This is a genomic window from Streptomyces sp. NPDC041068 (assembly GCF_040647455.1).
Lineage (GTDB): Bacteria > Actinomycetota > Actinomycetes > Streptomycetales > Streptomycetaceae > Streptomyces.
The window spans coordinates 115643-132332 of the sequence record NZ_JBEZCG010000019.1; the positions used below are offsets into that span (position 1 = coordinate 115643).

Annotated in this window: 15 protein-coding genes; 4 read left to right on the plus strand and 11 right to left on the minus strand. The window is 71.6% G+C overall.

The features are described from left to right. Positions 1-160 precede the first annotated feature (160 nt). Complete coding sequence (locus tag AB0B50_RS35845; protein ID WP_362340016.1) at positions 161-541, plus strand: helix-turn-helix domain-containing protein; 381 nt, start codon at positions 161-163, stop codon at positions 539-541. Here AB0B50_RS35845 and mutM read toward each other — a convergent pair. The 9 genes from mutM to AB0B50_RS35890 all read right to left on the minus strand — a co-directional run bounded on the left by mutM (position 514) and on the right by AB0B50_RS35890 (position 9516). Then, positions 514-1374, minus strand: a complete 861-nt coding sequence (mutM, locus tag AB0B50_RS35850; protein ID WP_362340017.1) for a bifunctional DNA-formamidopyrimidine glycosylase/DNA-(apurinic or apyrimidinic site) lyase — start codon at positions 1372-1374, stop codon at positions 514-516. The genes AB0B50_RS35845 and mutM overlap by 28 nt on opposite strands. Before the next feature lie 65 nt (positions 1375-1439). Beyond that, positions 1440-2258 carry a ribonuclease III gene (gene rnc / locus AB0B50_RS35855; RefSeq protein ID WP_362340018.1) on the minus strand — a complete coding sequence of 273 codons (819 nt, stop codon included), beginning with the start codon at positions 2256-2258 and terminating at the stop codon, positions 1440-1442. 7 nt (positions 2259-2265) lie between these two features. Beyond that, positions 2266-2439, minus strand: coding sequence for a 50S ribosomal protein L32 (gene rpmF, locus AB0B50_RS35860; protein ID WP_026165248.1), 174 nt, complete (start codon positions 2437-2439; stop codon positions 2266-2268). Positions 2440-2441: 2 nt separating this feature from the next. Further along, positions 2442-3125 carry a YceD family protein gene (locus AB0B50_RS35865; protein ID WP_362340019.1) on the minus strand — a complete coding sequence of 228 codons (684 nt, stop codon included), beginning with the start codon at positions 3123-3125 and terminating at the stop codon, positions 2442-2444. 130 nt (positions 3126-3255) lie between these two features. Further along, positions 3256-4293 (minus strand): cell division initiation protein, encoded by a 1038-nt coding sequence (locus AB0B50_RS35870; RefSeq protein WP_362340020.1) that lies wholly within the window; start codon positions 4291-4293, stop codon positions 3256-3258. A gap of 111 nt (positions 4294-4404) precedes the next feature. Continuing rightward, a complete protein-coding gene (coaD, locus tag AB0B50_RS35875) occupies positions 4405-4884 on the minus strand; it encodes a pantetheine-phosphate adenylyltransferase (RefSeq protein ID WP_193433174.1) in 480 nt (159 codons plus the stop codon). 26 nt (positions 4885-4910) lie between these two features. Next, entirely contained in the window at positions 4911-5504 is a 594-nt protein-coding gene (gene rsmD / locus AB0B50_RS35880; RefSeq protein WP_362340021.1) for a 16S rRNA (guanine(966)-N(2))-methyltransferase RsmD, read from the minus strand. A 67-nt stretch (positions 5505-5571) separates the two neighbouring features. Then, the gene (gene recG / locus AB0B50_RS35885) at positions 5572-7797 is read right to left on the minus strand and encodes an ATP-dependent DNA helicase RecG (protein ID WP_362340022.1); all 2226 of its coding nucleotides are present in this window, start codon (positions 7795-7797) and stop codon (positions 5572-5574) included. Between the two features lie 60 nt (positions 7798-7857). After that, positions 7858-9516 carry a DAK2 domain-containing protein gene (locus AB0B50_RS35890; RefSeq protein WP_362340023.1) on the minus strand — a complete coding sequence of 553 codons (1659 nt, stop codon included), beginning with the start codon at positions 9514-9516 and terminating at the stop codon, positions 7858-7860. Between the two features lie 239 nt (positions 9517-9755). Here AB0B50_RS35890 and rpmB point away from each other — a divergent pair, with 239 nt between their 5' ends. The 3 genes from rpmB (at position 9756) to AB0B50_RS35905 (ending at position 14776) form a co-directional block, all read left to right on the plus strand. After that, positions 9756-9941 (plus strand): 50S ribosomal protein L28, encoded by a 186-nt coding sequence (gene rpmB, locus AB0B50_RS35895; RefSeq protein WP_030195073.1) that lies wholly within the window; start codon positions 9756-9758, stop codon positions 9939-9941. Between the two features lie 144 nt (positions 9942-10085). After that, positions 10086-13298 (plus strand): BTAD domain-containing putative transcriptional regulator, encoded by a 3213-nt coding sequence (locus tag AB0B50_RS35900; protein ID WP_362340024.1) that lies wholly within the window; start codon positions 10086-10088, stop codon positions 13296-13298. Between the two features lie 35 nt (positions 13299-13333). Continuing rightward, a complete protein-coding gene (locus AB0B50_RS35905; RefSeq protein WP_362340025.1) occupies positions 13334-14776 on the plus strand; it encodes an FAD-dependent monooxygenase in 1443 nt (480 codons plus the stop codon). Here the strand turns inward: AB0B50_RS35905 and thiD are convergent. Further along, positions 14749-15543, minus strand: a complete 795-nt coding sequence (thiD, locus tag AB0B50_RS35910; RefSeq protein WP_362340026.1) for a bifunctional hydroxymethylpyrimidine kinase/phosphomethylpyrimidine kinase — start codon at positions 15541-15543, stop codon at positions 14749-14751. The genes AB0B50_RS35905 and thiD overlap by 28 nt on opposite strands. Further along, on the minus strand, positions 15540-16508 hold the full coding sequence (locus AB0B50_RS35915) for a thiamine-phosphate kinase (RefSeq protein WP_362340027.1): 969 nt from the start codon (positions 16506-16508) through the stop codon (positions 15540-15542). The genes thiD and AB0B50_RS35915 overlap by 4 nt, the downstream gene beginning before the upstream one ends. Positions 16509-16690: the final 182 nt, after the last annotated feature.

Here is a 16690-nt window from a genome sequence, read left to right on the forward strand (position 1 = left end):
GGGCGTACTCCTCGTGAGGTCATGGCTGTGGGAGGTCACAGCTGTGAGAGGTCATGCCTGTGGGATCGCCGGAGGCCCGGCGGGCACGAGAAGAAGGAAAGCACTAACTTTTGGTTAGCGCAACCCGCTGGTGAGCGCTGCGCGGGAGTATGGTGTCTGCATGGATTCCACGGACATGGCGTACGACGTGTTCTCCCGGCAGTGCCCGTCGCGGAGCACGCTGGAGCACGTCACAGGACGCTGGGGGGCGCTCACCCTCGGCGCGCTGCACGACGGCACGTTCCGCTTCAACGAACTGCGCCGCCGCGTCGACGGCGTGAGCGAGAAGATGCTGTCCCAGACCCTGCACGCGCTGGAGCGCGACGGCCTGGTGCACCGCGACGCGCAGCCGACCAACCCGCCGCGCGTGGATTACCGCCTCACCCCGCTGGGACACGAGATCGCCGAGCGCCTGCTGACGCTGATCCGCTTCGTGGAGGCCCGGCAGGACGAGGTCCTCACGGCCCAGGAGCGCTACGACGAGGCGCGCGGCGCCCTCTGACAGCGCGGGCAGAAATAGCTGGACCGGTTCATCCAGGGGCGCCGGCGGATCGGGGTTCCGCAGCGGTGGCACGGCTCGTTCTCACGGCCGTAGGCGTCCAACGACCGGTCGAAGTAGCCCGATTCGCCGTTCACATTGACGTAGAGGCTGTCGAAGGTGGTGCCGCCGACGGCCAGGGCCGCGTTCATCACATCCCGTACGTGGCCCAGGAGTTCGGCCGTGCGCGGGCGCGTGAAGGCGCCGGTGGGCCGTTCGTAGTGCAGCTTCGAGCGCCAAAGGGCCTCGTCCGCATAGATGTTGCCGACGCCGCTGATCAGCGACTGGTCGAGCAGCGCCCGCTTGATCGTCGTACGACGGGCGCGCAGCGCGAGATGGAAGGCCGCGTCGTCGAACGCGTCGTCGAGGGGGTCGCGCGCGATGTGCGCGATGACGTCGGGGAGTCCGTCGGCGGTGGTGTCGTGCAGCGAGAGCCCGCCGAAGGTGCGCTGGTCGACGAAGCGCAGCTCGGTGCCCTGCGCGTCCGCGAACCGCACGCGGATCCTCAAGTGCCGCTCGTCCGGCGCCTCTTGGGGCTGCACGAGAAGCTGACCGCTCATGCCCAGATGGGCGAGGACGGACTGCGCGGAGTCGGCGAGCGGCAGCCACAGATACTTGCCGCGCCGCTGGGCGAGCCCGATCCGGTGCCCCTTGAGCCGGGCGCCGAAGTCCTCGCCGCCCGCGACGTGCCGCCGCACCGCACGCGGATGCAGCACCTGCACATCGGTGACGACGCGACCGCTGACCCAGCGCTCCAGGCCACGGCGGACGACTTCGACTTCGGGCAACTCGGGCATGGTCTCCTCCAGCACAGATGCCGGCCGCCCCCGAAGGGGCGACCGGCATCAAAGGATATGCGGCGTCAGGCCGAGGGGGTGTCGGCGGTCCCCTCGGACTGCGCGGCAGCGGCGGCCTCCGCCGCCTTCGCCCGCTCGTCCGCGGCGGCACGGATCGCGCGCCACGCGGACTCGGCGGCCTGCTGCTCCGCTTCCTTCTTGCTGCGGCCGGTGCCGGTGCCGTACGAGACGCCTCCGACGCGGGCGGCAGCAGTAAAGGTCTTCTCGTGGTCGGGTCCGCTCTCCGAGACGAGGTACTCGGGCACGCCGAGGCTCTCCGTCGCGGTGAGCTCCTGGAGACTGGTCTTCCAGTCCAGGCCCGCACCCAGGTTCGAGGACTTCTCGATCAGCGGGTCGAAGAGCCGGTGCACCAGCTCGCCCGCCGCGTCCAGACCCTGGTCCAGATAGACCGCGCCGATCACCGCTTCGAGGGTGTCGGCGAGGATGGATGCCTTGTCCCGGCCTCCGGTGCCCTCTTCGCCCCGGCCGAGCCGGATGAAGGAGCCCAGTTCGAGGCCACGGCTGACCTCCGCAAGCGCACGCGAATTGACCACCGCGGCCCGCAACTTGGCCAGCTGGCCTTCGGGCAGGTCGGGGTGGGTGCGGTACAGCGTGTCCGTGACGACGAGGCCGAGCACGGAGTCCCCGAGGAACTCCAGGCGCTCGTTCGTCGGCAGGCCGCCGTTCTCGTACGCGTACGAACGGTGGGTCAGCGCGCGCACCAGAAGGGCGGACTCGAGCTTGTACCCGAGCCGCCCTTCCAGAAGCGTGTGGGACGAGGCCGTTGTCTCCGCCAGTTTCTTGGCGTCTTCCGCCTTCTTGGGGCTAGACACGGTGCCTCTCACCAGCCGCTCAGACCTCGAGGACCTGGCGCTTGTTGTAGGTGCCGCAGCTCGGGCACGCGATGTGCTGCTGCTTGGGCTCCTGGCAACGCTCACACGAAACCAGGGTGGGGACCGCAGCCTTCCACTGCGACCGGCGGTGGCGCGTGTTGCTGCGCGACATCTTCCGCTTCGGAACAGCCACGGCTACTTCTCCTGCTTCTCGTCGACGCCCGCTTCCGCTTCGGCGCCGCTCATCTCGTCCTTCTCGCCGTCCTGGATGGTGCCAGCGAGTCCCTGCAAAGCCGCCCAACGGATGTCGACGGCGTCATGGTGGTGGTCCGGGTCGTCCGCGAGCCGCACCCCGCACTGGGAGCACAGGCCCGGACAGTCGTCCTGGCACACCGGCTGCATCGGCAGTGCGAGCACCACCGCATCACGCAGCACAGGCTCGAGGTCGAACATGCCGTCCTCGAGAAAGAGCCTGTCCTCGTCTTCCTCGGCGTCGTCGGCCGGTTCCGCGGTGCGGCCCCGGTCGTCGGCGTCAGGGTACGAGAACATCTCCTGGAAGTCCGCGTCGAGCTCCAGCTCGAGCGGCTCCAGACACCTTACGCACTCCCCCTCGGCCGATGCACGGGCGGTGCCTGTGACAAGCACCCCTTCCATGACCGACTCAAGGCGGATCTCCAGCTCGACCGGGGCGCCCTGCGGCACCCCGATGACGCCTTCGATGCCGAAGGACGCCGGCGAAGCCGGTGCCTCGATCTCGCGGGTCAGCCGCTGCATGGCACCGGGACGCCGACCCAGCTCGTGTGTGTCGAACACGAGGGGGTTGCGGTGGTCGAGGCGCGTGCTCAGGGCTTTTCCTGCTTTCGAATCCTGGAGGTCCATAGGAGGGCCGCCGCACTGATGCCGCAGAAATGAGGCTTGGGTGGGCAGCCGAAGTCGCGGACGTATGCGCGACCGAAGAGCCAGGATACTTGACCATTCGCTCTCGGCCCAATCCGGCCCCGATGCGCCCCTAGCGCCCCTGCTCGTACTGGCGCAGCTGCTCGGCGCTGATCATGGTCGTGTCGAAGAGGCTGGTCTCCTCGAGCGCCGCGGGCGCGGGGGCCTGGTACTGCGGCTGCTGCTCGTAGCCCTGCTGGTACCCGTACTGATCCTGCTGCTGGTACGCGGCGTACGGGTCCTGCTGGCCATAGGCCTGCTGCTGGTACGCGTACTGGTCCTGCTGCTGGTACCCGTACGGGTCGGGCTGCTGCTGCGGCGGCGCGTACGGCTGCTGGGCCGGGATCGGCGGGGCCTGGGCCGGCTGCTGCGGGGCGGCGGGCTCCGCGGCGGGCGTGGGGCCCGCGAGGTCCGCGAGGTACTCGGCGTCGGTGGTGTGCCCCTGGGTGGCGGCGCCCTCCGAGAGGCTGCCGAGCTCGTCGGCGGGGGCGCGGCCGTGCAGGGTCTGGCGGCCCTTGCCGACCGCCTCCAGGGTCTTGGCGAGGACCGCCTCGAAGGCGCCGAGCTTGGCGTCGACGTACGCGTCGGCGTTGCGGCGCAGGGTCTCGGGGTCGTGGCTGCGCTCGGGGGCGTCCTCGTCCTCGTAGCCCTGTTCGTCGAGGCCGGGTCCGGTGCCGAGGAGCTTCTCGCGGCCGCGTCCGACGGAGCCGAGGGTCTTGGTGAGGACGACCTCGAAGTTGGCGAGCTTGCTGTCCACGTAGTCGTCGGCCTCGACGCGGACCTCTTCGGCGGCCTGGCGGGCCTCGGCGAGGATGCGTTCGGCCTCGCCCTGGGAGCGGCGGGCGACCTCCGTGTCGGAGATCAGGGAGCCGCGCTCGGCGTGCGCGGTCTCGATGATCCGCTCCGCCTCCTGGCGGGCCTGCTCGACCATCTGCTCACGGCCGCCGATGAGCTCCTGGGCCTGGGCCAGGGAGCCGGGCAGGGCCTGCCTGACCTCTTCGAGCATCGAGAGCAGATCGGCGCGGTTGACCACGCACGAGGCCGACATGGGCATGGACCGGGCGCTGCCGATCGCCTCGACGATGTCGTCGAGCTTCTTCTGCACGTCCACCGATGGCTCGCCACTCTCTACAGCTGGTTGGGAGACGGACGGGACGACTGTAAGGCCACCGGCCGCCCGCCCGACACCGGGTGACGCACTGTCAGGAGGTACGCACAGGGGTCACTTCTTGCCCAGGCGTTCGACCAGGGCCTCGTGGACCAGCGGCGGCAGCAGGTGGGCGACGTCACCGCCCCAGGCCGCGACCTCCTTGACCAGCGAGGAGGAGAGGAAGCTGTACGTGGGATTCGTCGGCACGAACAGGGTCTCGACGCCCGAGAGGCCGTTGTTCATCTGGGCCATCTGGAGTTCGTAGTCGAAGTCGCTGACGGCGCGCAGGCCCTTGACGATGGCCGGGATGTCGCGCTGCTTGCAGAAGTCGACGAGGAGGCCGTGGAAGGACTCCACCTCGACGTTGCCGAAGTCGGCGGTGACCTGGCGGATCAGCTCGATCCGCTCCTCGATCTCGAAGAGGCCCTTCTTCGACTGGTTGATCATCACCGCGACGTGCACCACGTCGTACAGCTTGGAGGCGCGGGCGATGATGTCGAGGTGTCCATTGGTGATGGGGTCGAAAGACCCCGGACAGACGGCGCGGCGCAACGTGAGTCCCTCGCTCTCCGGTCCGGTCATGGCGCGATCACTGAGTCGTCGCACGTAGAGGCGGCGCGACCGTACCAAAACGTCCCTTCGCCGTAGCGACGGGACCTGAGGGGTTCAAATCCCTCCGGCCAGCCGAATTCTCCGCCTCTTGTACTGCGTTCAACGGTGACGAGCGCGTCGTCCGTGAGCCAGCGTTCCGAGCGGAGTGTGAGGAGGATCTCTCGAAGATCGTCATCTTCGACGGCGTACGGAGGGTCGAGAAAGACCAGGTCGTACGGGGTGGTGGGAGCCCCCGCCTGGACGATCTGGGCGGCTTTGCCCGCTCTGACCTCGGCGCCGGGCAGGCCCACCGCCTTCACGTTCTCCCTGATGGTGCGTGCCGCCCTGGCGTCCGCCTCGACGAGCAGGGTGTGGGCGGCGCCGCGGGACAGCGCCTCCAGGCCCACGGCGCCGGATCCCGCGTACAGATCGAGTACGCGTGCCCCGTCGAGCGTGCCCTGCAGTGCCTGCCAGGTGGAGAACAGGCCCTCCCGCGCGCGGTCGGACGTGGGGCGGGTGCCGTTCCCTGGCGGGACGGCGAGGCGGCGTCCGCCGGCCTCGCCGGCGATCACGCGGGTCATCTGAGTCCTTCTTGCTGGGGATGCGCCACGTTGGTGGGCTCACCCCACGATATGGCGTGCACGGTCGTCAGCCCTTGTCGAGGTACTGCTCGCGCTCGGCGTCGAGCAGGGCGTCCAGGGCGGTGCGCAGCGCGGGCAGGTGCTCCAGGTCGGGGTCCTCGGTGACGACCGCGACGGCCTCCTCACGGGCGGCCGCGATGACCTCCTCGTCGTCGATGACGGCGAGCATGCGCAGGCTGGAGCGGACACCGGACTGGGCCTGGCCGAGTACGTCGCCCTCGCGGCGCTGCTCCAGGTCGATGCGGGAGAGCTCGAAGCCGTCGAGCGTCGAGGCGACGGCGCCGAGGCGGCCTCGGGCCGGGCTGGCCTCGGGCATGTCCGTGACCAGGAGGCACAGGCCCGGGGCGGAGCCGCGGCCGACGCGGCCGCGGAGCTGGTGGAGCTGGGAGACGCCGAAGCGGTCCGCGTCCATGATCACCATGGCGGTGGCGTTCGGGACGTTGACCCCGACCTCGATGACGGTCGTGGCGACCAGGACCTGAGTCTCGCCCGCGGCGAAGCGGCGCATCACCGCGTCCTTGTCGTCGGGCTGCATGCGGCCGTGCAGGACCTCGACCTTCAGGCCCTGCAGAGGGCCGCGCGCGAGCTGCTCGGCGACCTCGATGACGGCGAGCGGCGGCCGCTTCTCGGCGGTGGCCGCCTCCTCCGCCTTCTCCTCTGCGGACTTCTTCCTGCCCTTCTTGGGCGCCCCTTCGTCGTCCCCTTCGTCGCCGATGCGGGGGCAGACCACGTACGCCTGGTGGCCGTTCTCCACCTCCTCGCGCACGCGCTCCCACGCACGGGCGAGGAAGTGGGGCTTGTCCTGGGCGGGGACGACATGGCTGGCGATCGGCGAGCGCCCCGCGGGGAGCTGGTCGAGGACGGAGGTCTCCAGGTCGCCGAAGACCGTCATCGCGACCGTGCGCGGAATGGGGGTGGCCGTCATGACCAGGAGGTGCGGGGGCTGCTTGCCCTTGCCGCGCAGGGCGTCGCGCTGCTCGACACCGAAGCGGTGCTGCTCGTCGACGACGACCAGGCCGAGGTCGTGGAACTGGACCTTGTCCTCGATCAGCGCGTGCGTGCCGATGGCGATGCCGGCCTCGCCGGTGACCAGGTCGAGCAGGGCCTGGCGGCGGGCCGCCGCGCCCATGGAGCCGGTGAGCAGCGTGACCTTGGTGGCCTGCTCGGCGCCGCCGAGCATCCCGCCCTCGGCGAGCTCGCCCATCATCTCCACGATCGAGCGGTGGTGCTGCTGGGCGAGGACTTCGGTGGGCGCGAGCATCGCGGCCTGCCCGCCCGCGTCCACGACGGCGAGCATGGCGCGCAGGGCCACCATCGTCTTGCCGGAGCCGACCTCGCCCTGGAGGAGGCGGTGCATCGGGTGCTCGGTGGCGAGGTCGTCGAAGATCTCCTTGGAGACCTTCTGCTGCCCCTCGGTGAGCGTGAAGGGCAGCTTGGCGTCGAAGGCGTCGAGGAGGCCGCCCTCCTTGGGCCTGCGGGCGACGGCGGGCAGCTGTGCGTCGGCATACCGGCGCCGGGCCAGGGCGACCTGGAGGACGAAGGCCTCGTCCCACTTGAGGCGGTCGCGGGCGGAGGCGATGTCCGCCTTCGAGTGCGGCCGGTGGATCTTCAGGAGCGCCTCGGTGAGCGGGACGAGCCCGCGCCCGTCGCGCAGGGCGGGCGGCAGCGGGTCCACGGCCTCCTGGGCGCTGGGCAGGACCATGTCGACCGACTTCGCGATCTTCCAGGACTCCAGCTTGGCGGTGGCCGGATAGATCGGCAGGAGGGCACCGGCCCAGGAACCCACGGCCTCGCCCACCTGGTCGCCGTCGCCCTTGAGCAGTTCGTACGCCGGGTGGGCCAGCTGCATCTTGCGGTTGAAGACCGAGACCTTGCCGGCGAACATCGCGCGGGTGCCGGGCAGCAGGTCCTTGTGCGGCTTGTGGATGCCACGACCGAAGAAGACGAGCTGGACCTGGCCGCTGCCGTCCGTGATCGTGACCTCCAGGCGCTGGCCCCTGCCGCCGTTGAACTTCAGGATGCGTGCGCTCGCGACCTGGGCGACCACCGTGACGTGCTCGTCCAGCGGGAGCTCGGCGAGGCGGGTGAGCTCGCCCCGCTCCGCGTACTTCCGGGGGTAATGGTGCAGGAGGTCGCCGACCGTGTGCAGGTCGAGGTGCTCGGCCATCACCTTCGCGGTGGCGGGGCCGACCACTTTCTTCAGGGGTTCTTCGAGCGCAGGCACGAGATCCATTGCACACCACGCCACTGACAATCCGGCGTACGTGTCCCGGATCCGCCGCTCACCGCGGCTCTACTCCACCCCGATCAGCATCAGCGCCGACTGGCGGCCACCGCGGTAGACCACGGTGTCGACCGCCAGATACGCCTCGCGCACATGCTTCTCCAGGTGCTCCGCGACGGTCTCGGGCACGTCGTCGCCGAGCACGAGCGTGACCATCTCGCCGCCCGCCGACAGCATGCGGTCGAGCACCGAGACGGCGGTGGGCGCCACTTCGGATCCGATCACCGCGACGTCGCCGTCGATCAGGCCGAGGACGTCCCCGGCCTGGCAGATGCCCGCCATGGTCCACGACTGCCGCTCGGCGACGGCCAGTTCGCCGTACCGGGTCGCGCCGGCCGCCGACGTCATGGCGACGACGTCCTCGTCGAAGCGGCGCTCCGGCTCGTGCACGGCGAGCGCAGCGATGCCCTGGACCGCCGAGCGGGTGGGGATCAGCGCGACGCGCACGCCCTCCGTCCTCGCCTGTTCCGCCGCGGCGGCCGCGGTGTGGCGCAGCTCGCCGTCGTTCGGCAGGAGCACCACCTCGTGGGCGTGCGCCCGCCGGATCGCGTCGACGAGCTCGCCGCTCGCGGGCGGCTCCCCCGCGCGCGCGGGCACGATGGTCGCCCCCGCCTCGCCGTAGAGCCCGGCGAGGCCCTCGCCCGGCACGACGGCGACGATGGCTCGTTGCGTACGTTCCCGGGGCGGCTGCGCGGTGGCGTGCGCGTCGCCCGCTCCGAAGTGCGTGATGCGGATGCGGTGCGGGCGGCCCGCCTCCACGCCCGCCTCGACGGCCGCGCCCGCGTCGTCGACATGGACGTGGACGTTCCAGAGCCCGTCGCCGCCGACCACGACGAGTGAGTCGCCGAGCCGGTCGAGCCGGTTCCGCAGCCGGGCGACGGCGGTGTCGTCCGCCTCCAGGAGGTAGATCACCTCGAAGGCGGGGCCGCCTGTGTCCGCCTGCAGGTCCTCGCACTCGACGGCCTCCACGCGTGCGTGGCCGCCCTCGGCGCCCTTGAGGACCACTGTCGCGCCCGACAGGACGCCCACCAGCGCCCCGAGCACCGCGACGAGTCCACGCCCGCCGGCGTCCACCACTCCCGCGCGGCCCAGGACCGCGAGCTGTCCGGGCGTCGCCTCCAGGGCCGCGCAGGCTCCTTCGTACGCGGCCCGCGCGACCGCCCCGCAGTCGCCGTCGGCGTCAGCGGCGGCCCGCGCCGCCGCTGACGCCACCGTCAGGACGGTGCCCTCGACCGGGTGCGCGACGGCTTGGTAGGCCAGGTCCGCCGCCCGTCGGAGCGCGAGGGCCAGGGTCCGCCCGTCGACGTGATCCGCCTCACGCCCGGGTTCGCCTTCGGGGCCGCCTTCCGGTCCCCCCATGACCTGGGCCATCCCCCGCAGCAGCTGCGACAGGATCGTGCCCGAGTTCCCACGGGCGCCGATGAGCGCTCCGTGCGCCATCGCGCGCACGGTCTCGGCCAGGGAGGGCAGGGCGGGCTCATGGCCCGTGAACGCCGCGTCGACGGCCTGTGAGGCGGATTCCACGGTCAGATAGAGATTCGTCCCCGTGTCCCCGTCCGCGACCGGATAGACGTTGATGGAGTCGATCTCCTCGCGGGCCCTGCCGAGCGCGTCCAGAGTCAGTCGGCACCAGGCGCGCACCGCGACCGCGTCGAGGTTCTGCGGCACCTGTTCGCCTCCTTGACCATCCGGAATGGACGCAGCGTAGACCCAGGGTGAACAGAGGCCCCGGGGCGGGGGCCGGGCGAGCCATGGTAGTTTCGTTGTACCGAAGCAGTCGTTGTATGCTGCTCCGGTTGCCCGATACGCATCGGGCCATTCCTCCTGGCAACGCCACTCCGATCATTGCACTGATCCCGGCATGCCGGGTTTAACCGTAAGTGCATCTGAAGTCTTTGGAGTGACCCGTGGCTGCCAACTGCGACGTCTGCGGCAAGGGGCCGGGCTTCGGCAACAACATCTCGCACTCGCACCGCCGTACGCCCCGTCGCTGGAACCCGAACATCCAGCGTGTGCGTGCCGTGGTCGGCGGGACGCCGAAGCGCCTCAACGCCTGCACCTCGTGCATCAAGGCCGGCAAGGTCTCGCGCTGACGCCAGCGCGGCCACCTAGCTGGTTGCTGAATCAGCCGGTTCCCTTCGGGGAGCCGGCTTTTTCGTATGCCCTTTCCGTATGCCCTTCTTCGCATGCCCGCTCGCCCGCCCCACGCGCGCGTGGAGCCTGCCAGAATCTTGGGGATGCGCTTCGGCATCCTCGGCCCCCTCGACGTACGCTCCCCCGACGGCACCCCCCTGGACCCCGGCGGGCCCCGCCCCCGCGCGCTGCTCACGCTGCTGCTCCTGGACGCGGGCCGCGCCGTCTCCGTGGAGCGGCTGACCGAGGGGCTCTACGGGGACGAGCCGCCCGCGGGTGCCGCGAACGCCCTGCAGTCCCAGGTCTCCCGGCTGCGCAAGCGCCTGGGCCCAGGCCCGGCGATCGAGGCGGTCCCCACCGGCTATCGCATCGCCGTCTCCCCCGAGGACGTCGACCTGCATCGCTTCGAACGCCTGGCCCGCGAGGGGCGCCGGGCGCTCGGCTCCGGAGACCAGCCGCGGGCCGCCGCACTCCTGAGGGAAGCGCTCGGCCTGTGGCGCGGCCCTGCCCTCGCCGACCTGCCGGACGCGGGGCCTCTCGTCGCCCGCCTCGAAGAGCAGCGCCTGGCCGCCACGCAGGACCGCGTCGACGCGGATCTCGCGCTGGGCGGCGGCCCCGAGCTCGTACCGGAGCTGCGGGAGCTGATCGCCGGGCACCCGCTGAGCGAGCGGCTCCACGGGCAGCTGATGCGGGCGCTGCACGCGGGCGGGCGCCCGGCCGAGGCCCTCACCGTCTACGAGGAGGCGCGGCGCACCCTCGCGGACGAACTCGGCGCCGATCCCTCCGCCGAGCTGTCCGCACTCCACCTGGAGCTGCTCCAGGGCCAGGAGCCGGCCCGGCAGCGGGGCGTGCCCGCGCAGCTGACACGGTTCATCGGGCGCTCCGACGAGCTCGCGAGGATCGGCGCCCTGCTGGCCGGGGCCCGTCTTGTCACGCTCACCGGTCCGGGCGGCGCGGGCAAGACGCGGCTCGCGGTCGAGGCCGCCCGTGCGCTGCCGGACGTCTGTTACGTGGAGCTGGCGCCGCTCGCCGACGGGGCCGGGGTCACGTACGCGATCCTCACCGCCCTCGGCGTACGGGACGGTTTCCACACCCAGGGCGGTGACACCACCGAGCGGCTGCTGTCCGCGCTGCGCGGCCGTGAGCTGCTGCTCGTCCTGGACAACTGCGAGCACCTCGTCGACGACGCGGCACGGGTCGCCGGGCTGCTGCTCGGGGCCTGCCCCGGCGTGCGGGTGCTGGCCACCAGCCGTGAGGGGCTCGGCATCACGGGCGAGGTCCTGTGGCCGGTGCCGCCGCTCGCCGCAGGGCCCGCGGCCCGGCTCTTCGCCGACCGGGCTGCCGCCGTACGTCCGGACCTGGCCGACCACTACGCGCGCGTGGACGTGGACCGGGACATGCGAACGGGGGTGGACCGGGACGCACACACGGGCATGGACCGCGACCGGGACCAGGGCATGGACAAGGACCGGGACCGGGACGGGGACATGGACCGGGACCGGGACCGGGACAAGAGTCGTGACGTCGAGCACCGGGACCGGCTCGTCGCCGAGATCTGCGCCGCCCTCGACGGCCTCCCGCTCGCCATCGAGCTGGCCGCCGCCCGGCTGCGCACCCTCACCCTGGACGAGCTCGCCGCCCGCCTCGGCGACCGCTTCCGGCTCCTGTCGCGGGGCGACCGCACGAAGGCGCCCCGGCACCGCACCCTGCACGCGGTCGTGGAGTGGAGCTGGGAGCTGCTCGACGACGAGGAGCGGGAGCTGGCCCGCCGTCTGACGGTGTTCTCCTCGGGGGCCACGCTCGACGCCGTGGAGGCCGTCTGCGGGATCCCGTACCCGGAGGACCTGCTCGCCTCCCTCGCGGAGAAGTCGTTCCTCGAAGTGACCGACGGGCGCTACGGCATGCTGCAGACCATTCGCGCGTTCTGCGCCCGGCAGCTGGCCGACGCGGGCGAGGAGGACCGCCTGCGGGCCGCGCACGCCGCGCACTTCCTGCTCCTCGCCGAGCGCGCAGAGCCACGGCTGCGCGGGCGCGAGCAACTGCCCTGGCTCGCCCTGCTCGGCGCCGAGCAGGGCAACCTGGACGCCGCACTGCGCCACCTGATCCGCACCGAACCGCTCGGCGGGCTCCGGCTGATGGCCGCGCTCTCCTGGTTCTGGCGGCTGCGCGGCCTCTACGGAGAGCGGACCTCGCTCGCCCTCGAACTCCTCGACGCGGTGGGCACCGAACCGCCGGAGGGCCTCGCCGAGGAGTACGTCCTCTGCCTGATCAACACGATCGCGGGGACCGGCGACGACCCCGCCGAACCGGAGCGCCTCACGCGCGCGGACAGCCTGCTCGCCGCTCTCGAAGGGCCCCTGCGGCTGCCGTACCTGGTGGTGCTCTGGTCGATCGCGGGCGGGCCGGCGCGTGCCATGGAGGACCGGGTGCGGGATCAGGTCGGCGACCACCCCTGGGGTGTGGCCCTGCTCGACATCGGCCAGGGCTTCCAGGAGTTGTTCACGGGCCGCCCCGACGCGTCCGAGGCGGCCTTCGCCCGCGCCCTGGAGGGCTTCCGTACGACCGGCGACCGCTGGGGCATGGCCAACTGCCTGGATCCGCTGGGAATGTTCGCCGACTGGCGTGGCGACCGGGAGCGCGCCCTGCGGCTGCTGGACGAAGGTCTCGTACACGTACGGGAGTTGAGTGCCCCCGAGGAGACCGCCGATCTGCTGCATCAGCGCGGAACGGTCCTGCTGCACCAGGGCGACCTCGATCAGGCCGCCGCCCACTTCACGCACGCCGCCGCTCTCGCCCGCACCACGGGCGTCCCCGACAAGGTGGCGACCGCGCGGCGCGGACTCGGGGACGTGGCCCGTCTGTCGGGCGACACGGCACGCGCGCGTGAGCACTACGAAGCGGCTCTGGAGGCGTGCGCCGCCAACTGGTTCAGCCTCGCGGAGAGCGTGCGGATCCTGGTCGGCCTGGGCAGGACCGCGCTCGCCGAGTCCCGCGCGCGGGAAGCCGCCGACTGGTTCGAGCAGGCCCGCGTGCTGGCTTCGGGCACCGACATGCAGGCCTCGGGCACCGGCGTCCTCACCGCGGGGATCGGTGAACTGGCCGAGGTCGCCGAGGCGTTGGCGGCCACCGCCACCGACCCGGAGGAGACCGCCCTGCTCCTGGGCGCCGCCCATGGCCTGCGCGGCACCTTGATCGCCGACGACCCCGATGTCGTACCCCTCCAGGAGGCGGCCCGCGCGCGGCTCTCCCCCCAGGCGTACGAGAAGGCCTTCGAGCGGGGTCGGAGCCTGCGGTCAGCGGCGGTAAGGGAACGGTAGGCGTACGGTCAGCGGCCGCCCCGAGGCTTCCTGACATGACGAAGCAGACGCGCGCTCCTCAGACAGGCACCCGTCGGACAAGCACTCCTCAGACAGGTACCCATCAGGCAAGTACTCCTCAGGCAAGCACTCCTCAGGCAAGCACTCCTCAGGCAAGTACCCGTCGGACAAGTACTTCTCAGACGAGCGCCCGTCGGACAAGCAGCCCTCGGACAAGCACCCCACAACCCCCCACCCACAACCTCACCCACCTGAACGTCCTGATCTCCGGCGCCAGCGTCGCGGGCCCCGCCCTCGCCCTGTGGCTGGCCCGCTACGGAGCCCGCGTCACCGTCCTGGAGAAGGCGCCCGCCCTGCGCGAGGGCGGCTTCGCCGTCGACTTCCGGGGCGAGGTGCACCGCACCGTGCTCCAGCGCATGGGGATCTGGGACGAGGTCCACCGCAGGCAGACGCACATGGGCCGCCAGACCATCGTCGAGGCCGACGACACGGAGCGGGTGGATCTGCCCGCGTTCCTGATGAGCGGTGACGTGGAGATCTTCCGCGGCGACCTCTCCAAGATCCTGTACGAGCGCACCAAGGACCGCGTGGAGTACGTCTTCGGAGACTCCATCGCCTCGCTGACCGAGGACTCCGAAGGCGTCGACGTGACCTTCGACCGCGGCGTTCCCCGCCGCTTCGACCTCGTCGTCGGCGCCGACGGGCTGCACTCCAACACACGCCGCCTGGCCTTCGGCGACGAGTCGCGGTACCTGCGGTTCCTGGGCTACTACGTGGCGGGCTTCGACGTCCCCAACCACCTGGGCCTGGACCGCACCGCCCGCCTCTACAGCGAGCCCGGCCGTACCGTCATGTTCAGCAACTACGACGGCGACCCGAAGAGGGCGGGCGTCGGCCTGGTCTTCCGGTCCGAGCGGCTCGACTTCGACCGGCACGACACCGCGCGGCAGAAGAAGATCCTCGCGGAGCGGTTCGCGGGCATGGGCTGGAAGCACGCCTCGAAGGCGCTGGACGGCCTGGAGGGCGCCGAGGACCTGTACTTCGACGCCATCGCCCAGATCCACGTGGACCGGCTCTCAAAGGGCCGCGTGGTCCTTCTCGGGGACGCCGGGTACGGCGCCACGATGGGCGGCATCGGAACGGGCACGGCGCTGGTGTGCGCGTACGTCCTCGCCGGGGAGCTCGCGGCCGCGCGGGGCGACCACCGGGTCGCCTTCGCCGCGTACGAGGCGGAGATCCACGACTATGCCAAGGGCTGCCAGAAGATCTCGGACAACACGGGCCCCTTCCTCGCGCCACCGACCGAGAAGAAGATCCGCAGCCGCGACCGGGCGTACCGCGTGCTCAGCTCCCGCTTCCTGGCCGGCTTCTTCAAGAGGCTGACGGAGAAGGCCGCGAGCGACCTCGCGCTCAAGGACTACGCGCCGGGGCAGCGGCAGCCCGCGCGGGACTACGCCTCCCTGAACCGCCAGCCGTGATCCACCGGGCCGATCCCGCCGCCGAGCGCGAATCCGGCGGCGATCGCCCCGGTGACGTACTCCTTGGCGGCCGCGACGGCCTCCGGCACGCTCTGCCCCTTCGCCAGCTGCGAGGCGATCGCGCCGGCGAGCGTGCAGCCCGTGCCGTGCGTGTGGCGGTTGTCGTGGCGCGGCGCGCGCAGCACGTGCTCCTCGGAGCCGTCGGTGAGCAAGTCCACGGCGTCACCGCGGAGATGGCCGCCCTTGATGAGCACCCACTTCGGTCCGTACGCGAGGACGGCTGCCGCCGCGCGCCGCAGACCGTCCTCGGACTCGACCTCGACACCGGTCAGTTGGGCCACCTCGTCGAGGTTGGGCGTCGCGACCGTGGCGACCGGCAGCAGCTTCGTACGGACGGAGTCCAGCGCGGAGGCGGCGAGCAGCGAGTCGCCGTGCTTGGAGACACCGACCGGGTCGACGACGGCCGGCGCGTCCGTGCCCGCGATCAACTCGGCGACCGCCTCGACCAGTTCGGCCGAAGCGAGCATGCCGGTCTTCACGGCCTGTACGCCGATGTCGTCGACGACGCTGCGGTACTGGGCCCGCACCGCCTCCACCGGAAGTTCCCAGAAGCCCTGTACGCCCAGGGAGTTCTGCGCCGTGACGGCGGTGATGACGCTCATGCCGTGCGTGCCGAGGGCCAGCATCGTCTTCAGGTCGGCCTGGATGCCCGCGCCGCCCCCGGAGTCGGACCCCGCGACGGTGAGCACCCGCGGCGGCGCGGTCACTCGGCGTCTCCGTTGTCCCCGAAGTGGTCCCAGCCCTTGCTGGTCCACGGGGCGCCGTCCACGGTCACCTGGGGCAGCGCCGAGGGGTTGAGGACCTCGCCGATGACCTTCCAGCGGGCGGGCAGCTTCACGTCCGCGGGGAACGTCGCCACGATCGCGTGGTCCTCGCCGCCGTTGAGCACCCACTGCAGCGGGTCGACGCCGACGGCCTGGCCGATGTCGTTCATCTGCGAGGGCACGTCGACGTCTCCGGAGCGGATGTCGATGCGCACCTTGCTGGACTCGGCGATGTGCCCGAGGTCGGCGATGAGCCCGTCGCTCACGTCCGTCATGGAGGTCGCGCCGAGCCCGGCGGCCGCGGGGCCCGCGTGGTACGGCGGTTCGGGCCTGCGGTGGGCCTCCACGAAGGCGCGCGGCGAGCGGAAGCCGCGGGAGAGCACCGCGTGCCCTGCGGCGGACCAGCCCAACCAGCCCGTGACGGCGACGACATCGCCGGGCTGCGCACCCGCGCGCGTGACCGGCTCGTGGTTGCGCAGATCACCGAGCGCGGTGATCGAGACGGTGATCGTGTCGCCGCGGACGACGTCGCCGCCGACGACAGCCGCGCCCGCGACCTGGCACTCGTCCCTGAGACCGTCCATCAGCTCGGTCGGCCAGCTGGCGGGCAGTTCGGCGGGAACGACCAGGCCGAGCAGGATCGCGGTCGGCACGGCGCCCATGGCCGCGATGTCGGCGAGGTTCTGCGCGGCGGCCTTGCGGCCCACGTCGTAAGCCGTGGACCAGTCCCTGCGGAAGTGCCGCCCCTCCAGGAGGATGTCGGTGCTCGCCACGACCCTGCGGTCCGGAGCGGACACGACCGCGGCGTCATCGCCAGGGCCGAGCCGTACGGCCGGAGTGGAGGTGAGCCGGGAGGTGAGCTCTCTGATGAGCCCGAACTCCCCCAACTCGCCCACGGTTCCCTTCACCGAGTCTCACCATGCCCTTTCACGCTGCCCGGCCCCCGGTCGCGAGCCGTCTCTGTCGTCGGTACGGTCTACGTGACCGTCAACTTGTGTTGTCCGTCCACCACGATGTGCGCGCCACAGGTCGCCCGGGTCTCCCCGCGGCGAGCGGCGACGCGGTACCGTGGCGTCCCTTCTCCCCCACA

Bases quoted from the DNA above. Each gene is read 5' to 3' on its own strand.
- AB0B50_RS35845 (WP_362340016.1), top strand. From the start codon at position 161: ATGGATTCCACGGACATGGCGTACGACGTGTTCTCCCGGCAGTGCCCG.
- mutM (WP_362340017.1), bottom strand. From the start codon at position 1,374: ATGCCCGAGTTGCCCGAAGTCGAAGTCGTCCGCCGTGGCCTGGAGCGC.
- AB0B50_RS35865 (WP_362340019.1), bottom strand. From the start codon at position 3,125: ATGGACCTCCAGGATTCGAAAGCAGGAAAAGCCCTGAGCACGCGCCTC.
- rsmD (WP_362340021.1), bottom strand. From the start codon at position 5,504: ATGACCCGCGTGATCGCCGGCGAGGCCGGCGGACGCCGCCTCGCCGTC.
- recG (WP_362340022.1), bottom strand. From the start codon at position 7,797: ATGGATCTCGTGCCTGCGCTCGAAGAACCCCTGAAGAAAGTGGTCGGC.
- AB0B50_RS35900 (WP_362340024.1), top strand. From the start codon at position 10,086: ATGCGCTTCGGCATCCTCGGCCCCCTCGACGTACGCTCCCCCGACGGC.
- AB0B50_RS35905 (WP_362340025.1), top strand. From the start codon at position 13,334: ATGACGAAGCAGACGCGCGCTCCTCAGACAGGCACCCGTCGGACAAGC.